Source organism: Hahella sp. NBU794 (genome assembly GCF_050749805.1).
Taxonomy (GTDB): Bacteria; Pseudomonadota; Gammaproteobacteria; order Pseudomonadales; family Oleiphilaceae; genus Hahella.
The window spans coordinates 4,069,262-4,081,690 of sequence record NZ_CP192738.1; the positions used below are offsets into that span (position 1 = coordinate 4,069,262).

At 51.8% G+C, this 12,429-nt stretch carries 11 protein-coding genes; 2 read left to right on the plus strand and 9 right to left on the minus strand.

All coding sequences use genetic code 11. The features are described 5' to 3' along the window. Positions 1–4 precede the first annotated feature (4 nt). The 3 genes from ACQYWX_RS17800 to ACQYWX_RS17810 all read right to left on the minus strand — a co-directional run bounded on the left by ACQYWX_RS17800 (position 5) and on the right by ACQYWX_RS17810 (position 5,963). Positions 5–3,796, minus strand: coding sequence for a response regulator (locus ACQYWX_RS17800; RefSeq protein WP_431685800.1), 3,792 nt, complete (start codon positions 3,794–3,796; stop codon positions 5–7). Positions 3,797–4,041: 245 nt separating this feature from the next. Then, entirely contained in the window at positions 4,042–5,238 is a 1,197-nt protein-coding gene (locus tag ACQYWX_RS17805; RefSeq protein WP_431685801.1) for a hypothetical protein, read from the minus strand. Between the two features lie 104 nt (positions 5,239–5,342). Continuing rightward, entirely contained in the window at positions 5,343–5,963 is a 621-nt protein-coding gene (locus ACQYWX_RS17810) for a hypothetical protein (RefSeq protein ID WP_431685802.1), read from the minus strand. Positions 5,964–6,318: 355 nt separating this feature from the next. Between ACQYWX_RS17810 and ACQYWX_RS17815 the strand changes: the two genes are divergently transcribed. After that, positions 6,319–7,266: an IS5 family transposase gene (locus ACQYWX_RS17815; protein WP_431685803.1), complete on the plus strand. Its 948-nt coding sequence runs from the start codon at positions 6,319–6,321 to the stop codon at positions 7,264–7,266. A gap of 98 nt (positions 7,267–7,364) precedes the next feature. Here ACQYWX_RS17815 and ACQYWX_RS17820 read toward each other — a convergent pair whose 3' ends face one another. From ACQYWX_RS17820 to ACQYWX_RS17830, 3 genes are all read right to left on the minus strand, one after another. Beyond that, positions 7,365–7,703, minus strand: a complete 339-nt coding sequence (locus tag ACQYWX_RS17820) for a hypothetical protein (protein ID WP_431685804.1) — start codon at positions 7,701–7,703, stop codon at positions 7,365–7,367. A gap of 321 nt (positions 7,704–8,024) precedes the next feature. Further along, positions 8,025–8,276, minus strand: a complete 252-nt coding sequence (locus ACQYWX_RS17825; protein ID WP_431685805.1) for a hypothetical protein — start codon at positions 8,274–8,276, stop codon at positions 8,025–8,027. Positions 8,277–8,999: 723 nt separating this feature from the next. Then, entirely contained in the window at positions 9,000–9,692 is a 693-nt protein-coding gene (locus ACQYWX_RS17830) for a Yip1 family protein (RefSeq protein ID WP_431685806.1), read from the minus strand. A gap of 187 nt (positions 9,693–9,879) precedes the next feature. Between ACQYWX_RS17830 and ACQYWX_RS17835 the strand changes: the two genes are divergently transcribed. Then, positions 9,880–10,494 (plus strand): YitT family protein, encoded by a 615-nt coding sequence (locus ACQYWX_RS17835; RefSeq protein ID WP_127971292.1) that lies wholly within the window; start codon positions 9,880–9,882, stop codon positions 10,492–10,494. Between the two features lie 291 nt (positions 10,495–10,785). On the opposite strand, the gene ACQYWX_RS17840 is transcribed toward ACQYWX_RS17835, so the two are convergent. The 3 genes from ACQYWX_RS17840 to ACQYWX_RS17850 all read right to left on the minus strand — a co-directional run bounded on the left by ACQYWX_RS17840 (position 10,786) and on the right by ACQYWX_RS17850 (position 12,412). Further along, complete coding sequence (locus ACQYWX_RS17840) at positions 10,786–11,025, minus strand: hypothetical protein (protein WP_216738769.1); 240 nt, start codon at positions 11,023–11,025, stop codon at positions 10,786–10,788. Between the two features lie 229 nt (positions 11,026–11,254). Next, the gene (locus tag ACQYWX_RS17845; protein ID WP_431685807.1) at positions 11,255–11,911 is read right to left on the minus strand and encodes a hypothetical protein; all 657 of its coding nucleotides are present in this window, start codon (positions 11,909–11,911) and stop codon (positions 11,255–11,257) included. A 60-nt stretch (positions 11,912–11,971) separates the two neighbouring features. Further along, positions 11,972–12,412 (minus strand): hypothetical protein, encoded by a 441-nt coding sequence (locus ACQYWX_RS17850; RefSeq protein WP_431685808.1) that lies wholly within the window; start codon positions 12,410–12,412, stop codon positions 11,972–11,974. Positions 12,413–12,429 lie beyond the last annotated feature (17 nt).

The window sequence follows — 12,429 nt, forward strand, 5'->3', positions numbered from 1 at the left end:
CATGTCAGTTACCGATACAGTCCGAAGACTCCAGCTGTTTCAACATGTCGTTACACAAAGTCAGCGCCGTGCTGAAATCGAGCTGGTTGATGCACTCTTCCAGTTCGTTGACAGCTTCCGGCAACTCCGACCCGTATTTCCTTTTGAGATTCTCAAAAAACGAAATCGCCTCCATATTTGACGCACGCACCAGCGACGCCAGCTCTTTGAAATCCTGATGCAGACTTCGCTCCGGCTGACCAACGATATCCGGCGGGGACTCCATCGCTTGTTTGACCGCCAGCAGATTATCGATTTCCACCACGATCTGAGGGGTTCGCTCCAGTTCGCGTCGCAACGCCGCCAACAGATTTTCATCCAGCTCGTGATTACGCAGCGCCAGTTCCACATCCTGGATAATATTCATATGCCCCCCTGAACCGATGGAGCCAGCCAGACCTTTCAGGGTATGCAGGATATTCGCCGCCAGCTCGGGATCGCCGCTCGGCGCGAAGTATGCGTCCCATTCCTCCAGCAAAGTCAGCACTTCCTTCTTGTAACCAGACACCGCCGTGCGGTAGGTGCCCAGGCTGCCGCCAAAACGAGCCAGCGCGGAAGCGACGTCAATCTGCAGACTGTTGGCGAATTGCAATTCTTCTTCCGTAAACAGAGACGTCGTCGTATGCAGCGACGCGACTTTTTGCAGCCGACTTTCCAGTCCGGTCTGCTTGAGAATGACTTCCACCAATTGCCCCAGCTCAAAGGGTTTGCTGACATGATCGTTCATGCCCACGGACAAACAGGCATTCCTGTCCGAGGACATGGCGTTGGCGGTCATAGCGACAATGGGTAAATCCGCCAGTCCCAGGCGATTGCGTATTTCTCCTGTGGCGCAATAACCATCCATCACCGGCATTTGAATATCCATCAACACCAGGTCATAGCCCGGTTGCGCCCGCTTGACCATCTCCAGGCACTCCGCCCCATTGCAGGCGATTTCCACCTGCGCGCCTTCGCTGATTAACAGCTCCTGGGCGACCTGCTGATTGGTCGGATTATCCTCCACTACCAACAGTTTCAGCCCTTTCAGCATCTGACCGGAGCTGCGCCAATGGTAAGAAGTTGAAGAGCCTTTTCGCCCCGCCGCGCGGGCGTCCGCCACTGAATCCAGTAATACGGAGGCCGTTATCGGTTTGACGATAAAGCTGTCGAGCATGGCTTCGTCGCCGCTCTGGCTGTGGCGCTCCAGTATTTCCCGTCCCTGGGCGGACATCATCACCAGGATAGGCCGGACATCGCCAAAGTCCATGGAACGGACTTTCCGGCAAACCTCCAGCCCGCTTTCTTCCGGCATCAAATAGTCCACGAATATCACGTCGTAGGGACGCGCACTGTCGCGACTGGCTTCCAGATAGACGACCGCCTCCGCTCCCGACGCCGCCAAATCCGTGCGCCAGCCAAACCCTTGCGCCATACCGGCGACGATTTCTCTGGCGGTGTCGTTATCATCCACCACCAGCACATTGAGCTTGTGCAAGTTGGGAATGGTGCGCCGCAGGTCCTGGGTATCTCCCACTACTCCCAACTTGACCGTGAATTTGAAGGTGCTTCCTTCGCCTGGCGTACTCTCCACGCTCATCTGGCCCTTCATCAGGTCCACCAGCCGACGACAGATAGCCAAGCCCAGGCCGGTGCCGCCGAAGCGCCGTGAGGTGGACGCCTCCGCCTGGGAGAATCCGTCAAAGATGTTCTGCAGGTTCTCTGGAGAAATGCCGATGCCAGTGTCCCGTACGCTGAAAAAAAGCTCTAACTCACGTTCTGTGCGCTTCAGCAGCCTGGCGGATAGTACGATTTCGCCAGCGTCCGTGAACTTGACGGCGTTGCCGACCAGGTTAATGAGTATTTGTTTTAGCCTCAGACCATCCCCCAGCATGTCGTAGGGTATGTCAGGGTCGATATCGAACAGTAATTCCACGGGTTTGCCGCCCAGATTGGCGGACATGATGACGCCGACTTCACGAAACACCTGATCGATATTGAAGGGATGCATATCCAGACTGAGCTTACCCGCCTCTACTTTGGAGAAGTCGAGAATATCGTTGAGGATGCTCAGCAAGGTGCGTGCGGCGGCGTCGAGTTTATCCGCGTAGTCATGCTGGCGGCTGGTCAGCACCGTACGCTGCAACAGCTGCAACATGCCCAGAATGGCGTTCATCGGGGTGCGGATTTCATGGCTCATGTTGGCGACGAACTCGGACTTCGCCATGCTCGCCGCTTCCGCCACATCTTTAGCCTTTTTAAGCTCTCCCGTACGTTCCCTGACCTGCAGCTCAAGGTTGGAGTTCAGCTCAATCACTTGCTTTTCAATGGCTTTTTGCGCCGAGATATCGCGGATAGTGGTGGCGGCCCCCAGTACCGCGCCGTTGGGGCCGCGCACTGGCGATACGGTGATGGACACGTCAAACTCGCTGCCGTCGCGTCGTTTACGAGTGGTATCAAAATGACTCACCGGATCGCCGCGACGTAATCGCTGTAATATGTATTCTTCCTCAGCCATGCGCTCCGCGGGCATGATCAGGGACGCCATAGTCTGCCCGACCGCCTCTTCCGCCGAGTAGCCGAACATTTCTTCCGCCGCTCTGTTCCAGCTCGTGACAACCCCTTCCAGGGACTTACTGATAATGGCGTCGGTGGAGCCGTCGACAATCGCCGCAAGCCGCGCCTGCTCCTGACTGATCTGCATGTGGCGGCGCAGGTTCAGCATAAACAGATAAAGCACCACGCCTAATATCGCCACCACTACCAACACCGCGCCGATCGCCACTCTGCCGGTTTGCGACGCATGTGCGTTCAGAAACTCATCGCTGACTGATTTCACCAGCGTCAGATGTCGAGACGGGTTATTTTTGTCCAGCGGAACGTCGACCATGACAGCATGAATCAGACCTTTCGGTCCCTTGAAGATTTTCATGTGCTCATAGGTGTCATATTCGTCCGAGGTGGCGAAATAGTCAGTCCAGCGGTGACGCTTACCGATATCAAAACCAAAGACTTTTCTGCGGTCGGGATGCACCAGAAAGTCGCCATCGCTGTTGAGCAAATAGGTGGTGTATTCCGGCGCCAGATCGGTAACCAGCTCCGTAAAGATTTCAGCGAACTCCACGTTGATCACCACCATGCCGAACAGATCGCCTTCCGCATAGATAGGCACCGAGACCCGAATTACTGGTCGATGGGGCGTCTCCAATTGATTATCCTGCTCCCGATTCAGGGTGATGTCGGAAACATAGGTCTCTCCTGCAGGCAGTTTGAGCGTTTCCTGGAAGTAGTCTCGCCCCGCTTTGCTTTGCAATTCCCGCTCCGATACGGCGACCACTCCTTCCGGCGTGCGATCCACACGCACCAGCTCCCTTCCCTTGTCCGCCACGCCGATATAGCGCACTTGCGCAAAGCGGGGGTTTTCTTTCATAAATTCGGAAAAAATGACCTGCAAGCGCCTTTGCCACACAAGCAGTGAGTTCCCTTCTTGCGGGTCAAGGCCATTATTATCAATGGCGCGGATGATGCCTTGAATAGGAGGCGTGTTGGACAGGAAACGCACGTCGCGACGATATAGATCCAACTTGCTCTGTATGGCTTCCGATCTCAGCTCCGCCTGTTCCGCCAGCCTGAGGTCGTAGTTGTGATGTTCCTGATCGAGTTGATAGAAATACGCCAGATAATAGAAGGGAATCGCCAGCGTGCAGAAAGCAAGCGTAACCGCCAGCAAGGTTCGCATGCTGAGCAATGATGCATCAGAAAGTCTGGCGGACGCCATGAAAGCCCCTCCCTTAACACCAGAAGTTTTCTGGTTATCCCTACGAACGCAGGCGGCCCCTGAACGTTCGTTTTGATCGCTTCTCCCCCTTTACAGCTTAGACTGTATTGAGAGACATGCGAGGAATGGCGCGACTGACAGCCTGATCAGGGAATACAAGGGGGAAACAGGCTGCCGGAAGGCGACGCTGGGCAAGGGACGATAAAGGGAAGAGACAGGGAAATCTGCGCGTGGCGTCACGCAGATCAGTGACGCCTTAAACCGCTTCCCATTTGAAACGCCGTGCCCACTCCCAGGAATAAAAACAGGATATCCAGGAGACCGAAATCCTCTCGCATCAGCTGAAAAGTGGAGTATTCCTTGAATTCCTGACTGAACGTGGCTTGCACCCATTGCTCAAATGAAGGGTTTTCCAGGGCCACTTTGCGTAGCTCCGGCTCGAACTCCCGTTTGAAATCATCAATTTCAAATTGCACCACTTCGCTGGGTTCACTGGCCTCGGTGTAGCCGTACTCAATCATGAAATTGCGCAGCGAGTCGTCATCGGTCACATTGGTTTGATAGCTGTGCGCGGCTTGAATAACCGAGTCATAGACCGGGCGAAAATCCTGCAACTCGATTTCCCCCGAATCCGCCAGGATTTCAAACCAGTTCTCCTGAATACTCTGAATAGCCATGTATTTACCACCAGTGATGGCGAGAAAAGCCAGGACGCCGCAGGCTATCCCATTAGCGAGACCTCTTCCTCCCAACGCCAGCGCAGCGAATCCCACTGCGCCGCCAATCCCCCAGGCGATCAGACCGTATTCATGCCCTGTCGACAAGGCGATCACTTTCCACAACAAAGCGCCGATTAACGCTGCGCCTGCAGCGGCGCCGACGGCCTTGGGGTTGAGCGCTTCGACATCGTCCGTCGCGTAGGTGACTTCGTCCTCTTTGCCGGGTTTGGCGCTAGAGTTGCGGATATTGCCGCCGGGCCTTGTTGCCGTCGCCGCAGTTGGCGCCGCTTCAGTAGGTTCCTGCGCAGGGGCGACTTTATGCATGTATACGCCACAGCCGGCGCACTGCTCCGCTTTGGGTTGCTCCAGGTTACATTTCGGGCAGGTGACCCTTTCGTCAGTAGGTTTGACTGCCTCCACCTCCTTCGCCCGGAGTTCTTCCTCTGTTGGTTCCAACGAGAGAGTACGCCCTTTAAAAGTGGGCTCCGGTTTCACCTCCTGCACCGTCGCCGCCATGCCGATGCTATCCAGCTTGCGTACGTATGCGCGCGCCGTTTCCAGGTCCAGACCTTTCTTTAAAACGAGTTTCTTACTAAGCAGCGCCTGGGCCTTTTCTGGCGTGGTCTTGAATAATTTCGCACAACTATTCGCCACTTGCTGAGCGTCAAAGCCCGCATTGATTTCCCCGCTGCTTACAACGTTATAAGTTGGGGTCCGCCCCATAAGCTACTCCTCGCCATTAACGACCGTTAATGAAGGATAGCCTGATAATTACTTAACTCCAAGTTATTAGATTAATTGAAGTTTCCAGGCGTAAAACGAAAATCTCAATGTCCTCCGGCGTGTTCCTCCACCAGTGGCGTCACGCTGGGCTTGAGGTTGGATTCTATATCAGATTGATAACAGCGATGCTTGGGGTCCCATCTCAGGCATAAGCCCATAGCGGACTTACGCATTTGCTGAGCCTGATAGTCATTGATGACGAAATAAAGGCTGCTGAGCTTTTGTAGTCGTCCGGATCCTGCGGGTTTGGCGAGTATCACCATCTCATAGGGCCCAGACTTGAACTCAAATTCAGGTCCTTCCGTTTCGGTCAGGAAATGATGCTCAAGAACGACGCCTTCCTTCGGCGCCAGCAAGCCGCCGCTTTCCCGCAGGCATTGCTTGTTAAGGTAAGCCCAGATGCTGAAGTTGGCTTCCTCTTCGCCCCGACGCAGCCACAGGGTCAGGTAGTCGATCACCACCCCGCGTTTGGATGCGCTGAACAAAGCCGTCCGCAAACGCACTTCGCTGATGCGTTTACCTTGGGACGTGGTGTCCTGGTCAAGCAGGATATAGCTGGGTTGGGCTAGCTTCACATCTCCGCGATAGGTTCGGAAAGCCCAAAGAGCGATGGAAAATCCAATCAGCGCCGCGCCAAGCGCAGCGAAAATTTCCGGTGACGGCACGATTCCCTCCTTCCTTTACGTCCATGCAAGCAGCGAAGCTGCCTTGATTCAGTTATAGCTCAACTGGCGTATTTTTGCACAACGGCGCCAGTCAGTTTCGCGGACTGGTTCCGAAAGGACGGATACGTAACCGGGAAGGGGGCGAGTTTTCAACGATCGGACGCCATGACGAAAAAAGGGTGAAGCCTGCCCCACCCTTTTTCAATCCGAATTAGACTATGTCGCCGTTAACGGCAGGTGATAGTTCTATACAAGGGATAGCACTGATTTTTACTGCCAGTGCTCTTAGGGAACCTCTGAATAACTCCCAGAATCAGTCATAATACGGCAGTCCAACTCAGCAGGAACACTTTTCATGGATCAGATGACTTTCTCCGAAGCCGAATACCAGAATAAAAAGCGTAAGACCCGCCGGGAAATCTTTCTGGAGCGGATGGATAAGCTGATTCCCTGGGAACGGTTGGAGAAGAAGGTCGCCCGTCATTATCCCAAGGGTGAGAATGGCCGGCCGCCGTATCCGTTATCCGCCATGCTTCGCGTTCACTGCATGCAACTGTTCTATAACCTCAGCGATCCCGCGATGGAAGATGCGCTGTATGAGATTGAGTCCATGCGTCGCTTTGCTGGTCTGCGCCTGTCAGACCGATTGCCGGATGAAAGCACGATCCTCCATTTTCGTCACCTGCTGGAGCGTCACGGTTTAGGCAAGACGCTTTTCAAGGAAGTGAACAAACAACTACAGAAGCAAGGGCTGATGATGCGGGAAGGCAGCATTGTGGACGCGACGATTATTTCCGCCCCGAGCTCCACTAAAAACCAGAGCGGCCAACGCGACCCGGAGATGCGCCAGACCAAGAAAGGCAATGAGTGGCGCTTTGGTATGAAAATGCACATTGGCGTAGACAGCGCCCGGGGACTGATTCACAGCCTTGAAGCGACGGGAGCGAATGTCCATGACATCACAGTTGCGGGCAAATTGCTGCATGGAGAAGAAAGCGTCGTGTTCGGCGATGCCGGTTACCAAGGCATTCATAAGCGGGAGGAACACCAGAAGCGGGCGGGTGTCGCCTGGTTTATCGCGAGACGTCCAGGCGTGCGCCGCACACTGAGCAAAGAGCATCAGAGAATGGAGATGCTGAAAGCGAGCATCCGAGCCAAAGTGGAGCATCCATTCCGCTACATTAAGCAGGTGTTTGGTTATGGCAAAGTCCGCTATCGAGGCCTGGCGAAGAACAGGAATCGATTATATCTACTGGCGGCCTTCAGCAATCTTCTTACGGTGTGGAAAGAGCTGCGGATATAGGGCGATAGGCCCACTTCCGTCCTGAAAGGGGCGAAAGTTGTTGGAAAAAGCAGTATATGGTTGGGCCAAATGCACAATGGAGAGGGATATTGGGATAACTATGGGTTATTCAGAGGTTCCTTAGATACCCACTGCTGCTGGTACCAGTCGAAAGTGATGTAGGAACTCTCGTCCTCGCCGCAGAGGATGGAGCCGCCAACCGAGTTGTTATAACCCTCTTCTTTACAGAACTGGGTTCCGTTGGTGGCGTCGATAAAGATGTAATCAGTACGGCCATACTGATTCATGCGCTGCGGATAATAAAAACTTCTCTCCGCCGCCGCCATTTGCGCCACATCCACCTGGGCGACGCGATCACTCGCGCTGGCGATCTGATTCAAAGAAAGAGTGCAAACCATGCAGGAAGCGGCCAAAGCCAATACTTTTGTTTTTAACATTGCAGAAATCCTTTCATAGCATAACGTAGTGTTTAAACTCCCATGAGGGAGCCGCTTAGTGTGCAGCGGCTACGTTACAATCCGTTGAAAGGACGCATGTCCAGGGAAACACGGAATATAAGCGAGACACGGCGAGTCAGTTTGAGGAAGATTGCCGAAAGACATGTGATAGGCAGGATATTCAAATGTCAGCTTGAGTTTGTCGACAACGGAGCCAAGGCGCTTTATTAAGTACTACAGGCAAAAAGGGCGCTTATGCGCCCTCAATACATTCCCTAATAAGGTGATATGAAATTCACTTTTGCGTAGAGCGATGGGCGATTAAGCTTTCTTCTTGCCATCATTACTGTGAACCAAGCGTGGCTTTCTCTCCTCGGGGCGATACTCTTCAACTTCGTCAGGAAACGCTTCAGCATCACTGGAATTTAGAGACTTTTCTCCGCCGAATATCACACCACTTTCGTCGAAATCAGCAGGGCCGTGTTTGAACATATCATCAACAACGGACTGGGTCTCTTTGCGTACCCATTCCTCAAACTCTTTCGTTCCAGGCTTCGGACGTTGGTTACTCATGACAGTTTCCTATAGCAATAGTCTCCTCTCTCATTGTAGGAGAATCCAGACAGGCGCTTAAGGTAATAGTTGCGGACGGTCTCATTGATAGGATTCATCATCCGTATCTCTACAGCCCCAATATATCTGGCATATGCTACTGCAGCAGCTATGGTTATGTCTGTGATTGTACCAGATAACGGCGTCCGTTCGGGACTGGCCTCCAAAAAGTCAAGCCGGAGCTTATTGCCACTCCAAGTAGGTCTACCTAATGACAAACCACACAGAAAGTCGTTCCGATACCAAATAGCTAGTTCGAAACGTTTTGGGCGCCGATAAGCGTATTCTGCAGTCCCCTCTCTCCATTCCCAATCAACCTGACGTATCGGAGAGTTTTCCCAGTATTTAGCCTGCAGCTCAGAATGAAAATCTATACTGGTTAGGCGGACAGTATCACGCAAGTTGATAACTTGGCCCTGGCTATTACGCATTGCTGTGGGGAGTGTTGAAACTGCAACGTTCCTTGACTGCTCCCTTAGTGTCTCGTATTTGTCTTAGGCACGTTTGTGCGTAGCTCTCATTCTTCAGCTCCTTCTGGACTCGTTTACAAAGCCGCGATTGTACAGCCAAAGGCTAACCTCTCGAATCCACCGAATGGATCAGATGAAATTCACGGTATTCAACCACGATGATAGGAGCCTTAGGTCCAATAGCCGAAGGGTATTCCGTCAGCAATTCCTTTCTTCAATTAAATTGATGAGCGATCGACCCAAGGTAGTATCCAACAGCTATTGCAGGGGGAGAGCATACTAAGAGAACTATCGCCATATTTCCTACCGCCTTCCATGCGCTATAACCCTGCACCTGCGCTAACGCTTTGGTAAACGCTACGTAACCCCATATACCAATAATTCCGTGCGCCACGGAAAATGCTGCACGTACTTTAAGATCCACCAAGTTATAGTCCCTGGCTTCGGCCCCAAGGAACATTTCTCTCCCATAAAGCATCATTTCGAGCATTATAAGTAGCGCGCCCCAAAGAGCCGGGATACAACTCCAGGCTATTGCCGCACGGATTTCATCCTGAGAGCCGCGCCCGCCAAACCATTTACCAACCCATTGAATAAATGGAGCGCCGATATATAGCAAAATCACACCTAAAACGCAGCCCACCACGATGCAAACACCTAGCAGAGACATCAGGCCCATATATTCGGCCATATTGTAGAGGCGGGCGTCTTTTATCCTCGTTAACACCGAGGTCATGCAGGTAAGCCCTATCACAAGGTGAACCGGGTCATCGTCAATAATTTGCTGGATTGTCGCCCTAGGCTGCAGCCACATTGAAAACCAAGGATTTAAATACTTTTTTGGTGGGCTTCGGTTTTCCTCAATGAGAGGCGTGTTAGGAGAGGAATAAGGATTTACATCTTTCATTATCTGGAGCTTTCTGAACAAAATACAAGCAGGCGCAGATAATACACCTTCAAATCAATTTTTCTGTAAAAATCCCTAAAATATCCCATTATTTTTTGTAAGATCCGCGACTTTTGTCTTTTGCATCGTTAAAATCGCCGCGCTGGGCGACTTCCAGGCTGTATTTTCCCCTTCTGACGGATTCACGATGACTAATAGTTCCCTTACCCTACAATCGCATTCACTTCCTGAAGATCTGTTTGCGCTGATCAGCGGCACGGCGTTTGTGGCTTTCGGCGTATTTCTGTTCAACGGAGCCGGCTTGCTGACAGGCGGTACGGCGGGGTTGGCGCTGTTATTGACGCATGTGCTGCATATCAGCTTCGGTAAGATTTTCTTCCTGCTTAACCTGCCGTTCTATTGGCTGGCTTTCAAGCAGATGGGATGGCGTTTCTGTCTCAATACGTTTATTTCCGTCGCCATCGTTTCGCTGGTTGTGGATCACACCGGAGATGTCGTCTCCATTGAATCGATAGAGCCCTGGTTCGCAGCAGTTTTCGGCGGCTTTCTGATCGGCATGGGCATGCTGATTCTGTTCCGTCATAAATCCAGCCTGGGCGGCGTCGGCATCCTCGCGCTATACCTGCAAAAGCGCAATATCATGCGCGCCGGAAAATTTCAGATGATGGTGGACTGTATTATCGTGCTGGCGTCCTGCTTCATCGTCACTCCCATGGTTCTGATTTACTCAGTGCTCGGCGCAGTAGCGCTGAATCTGTTGCTGACAGTCAACCACAAACCCGGTCGTTATCAAGTCGGCTAACTCCGTTCCGGCGGCGTCTTGAGTAACAGGCGCCGCGCCCTTCATAACTTTTCACGCACAAAACAAAACCCCTGCTGGGCCGCCCAGGCGTTTACCCGCTGCCTTAACCTATGCCTGGTTTGTTGCCTGAACTGTTTATTCTGCGACGCAGCGAACAGCAACTCCGCCTCCTCATGCGTCAGTTCGATATCCCATAACCAGTCCGATGCGTCATCAGCCCAGTTGCGCATGTCATGCTGAAACGGAAATAAAACAGGGACTTTAAAAGGAAAAGATTCGGCATACCTTCAATTACTTAAAAAAAGCATTGAACAACATAATTTTAATTGCTCGAAAGCCCAACATAAACAGGATAACAAAGACGATCGGCGCAACGAACGCAATTAGAAGCATCCACCACGGCACTGCATGAATATCAGTATTCATTTCTATACCTAGAACTTTATCGAAGAAGAAAAAGGTAAAATAGACTCCTACGCCGCCGCCAAACACCATTGTCAATTTATCAAAAAAAGAATACTTATCATTCATATACGCTTCTCTTAATCTACTCCGTATATTGCGGCATCAAGAAAAAACCTGAAAAGCCATAGACGTACAAGGTATTATCCAGCGTTTCTCTTTCCAGGTGAAAATCATTTTAAAAGTCTCCTAGCTATTTTTTATTTCCACCTTGGGTAGTGTTCAGAAATCTGTGTCATTTCAGTATTCTATGCAAAACAGGAATGACACAGATTTCTGAACAGCACCCGCAAACTACTTATAATTTGTCCAACACATACCCACGACTCATCCGGCCACTGTCAAGCATAACGGCCAGGCCTTGCGCTTCCGTATCGCTGGCGCTGGTCAGGATGAATTTTTTACCCAGTTCTGTTTGCACCAAGGCTTTATGAAGTATTTCATCATCCAGCATGGTGTAGGCGTAGCGTCCAATGCTTTGTTTAATTCTTGGTGAGGCTTTCCCGTAGGATTCATCCGAGAACACCACTTCAACGGCAAGTCCGTCGCCAGCGGGAACGGCAGCGGACTCCACGACGTCTTGATCGCTATACCAGATATCATCCGGTTCCGTTCCCCTGAATACGAGTTCGCCGGGATGCCCGCTTAGAAATGCGACCAGTTCAGCGTCAGGGGCGCCCCGTGAAAATTCAATCACGCCCTTGCCTTCCACGTCTTTGAACTGGACCGATGACAGTTTACTCGGGAGAACGGCGTTCAGGCGTTTCAACAGAATGTCCATATCCTCTTTCGAACCTTTGTCAGCCAGGTAATCCTGCACTTGGTAGGTGACTTTCTCAGCTCTCAGATACTCCAGTTCCTTGCAGCCCGTCACGGTAAACAGGGACAGCATGAGCAGGGCCAAGGTCAGGCTGTGCGTATGGGTTTTTGTCAAAGTGGATTTAGAGCTATTCAATGAATGTCCCTGGAATGTATGGATTTTCTTCTCGTATCGCACGTTCTGGAAATGATCCTATTAAGGCTCAAAGTAGTGTTTCAGAACGCGTTCGCCGCTTTCGATCTGCTTAAACAGTTCTGCAACCGTAGCGTCGCCAGCGATGTGCTCTTCCATTGTTTTTACACTGGCGGCATCCGTGACGTACTGTTCCGCCTTTTGTTGATAGTACCCTGGCAACAAGTCATGCAAAGCAATCATCGCATAAAGCTGGGCCGGCTTGCTGCCTTCCGTTTGCAACCTGATAAGCTGCTCTTGAGCATCCGCCCGACTTAGCAGGCACCGATACGCATTAATATGGTCCGGAACATCCCCAGCATAACCAGTACGCGCACTGGTGAATTCCTCCGCGTTCTTCAACACTTCATAATCATTTTCGGAGCACTGCCACTCCGCCAGAGACTGACTGGAAAACAGGCAAAACAATATCGAGGCGGCAATTCTTGAACGGGATGTCTTCATGAGTGGAAACTTCTGTA

Excerpts from the sequence above, each read along its gene's own strand:
- ACQYWX_RS17805 (WP_431685801.1), bottom strand. The coding sequence starts at position 5,238 with ATGGGGCGGACCCCAACTTATAACGTTGTAAGCAGCGGGGAAATCAAT.
- ACQYWX_RS17820 (WP_431685804.1), bottom strand. The coding sequence starts at position 7,703 with ATGTTAAAAACAAAAGTATTGGCTTTGGCCGCTTCCTGCATGGTTTGC.
- ACQYWX_RS17830 (WP_431685806.1), bottom strand. The coding sequence starts at position 9,692 with ATGAAAGATGTAAATCCTTATTCCTCTCCTAACACGCCTCTCATTGAG.
- ACQYWX_RS17815 (WP_431685803.1), top strand. The coding sequence starts at position 6,319 with ATGGATCAGATGACTTTCTCCGAAGCCGAATACCAGAATAAAAAGCGT.
- ACQYWX_RS17825 (WP_431685805.1), bottom strand. The coding sequence starts at position 8,276 with ATGAGTAACCAACGTCCGAAGCCTGGAACGAAAGAGTTTGAGGAATGG.
- ACQYWX_RS17840 (WP_216738769.1), bottom strand. The coding sequence starts at position 11,025 with ATGAATGATAAGTATTCTTTTTTTGATAAATTGACAATGGTGTTTGGC.
- ACQYWX_RS17800 (WP_431685800.1), bottom strand. The coding sequence starts at position 3,796 with ATGGCGTCCGCCAGACTTTCTGATGCATCATTGCTCAGCATGCGAACC.
- ACQYWX_RS17835 (WP_127971292.1), top strand. The coding sequence starts at position 9,880 with ATGACTAATAGTTCCCTTACCCTACAATCGCATTCACTTCCTGAAGAT.
- ACQYWX_RS17850 (WP_431685808.1), bottom strand. The coding sequence starts at position 12,412 with ATGAAGACATCCCGTTCAAGAATTGCCGCCTCGATATTGTTTTGCCTG.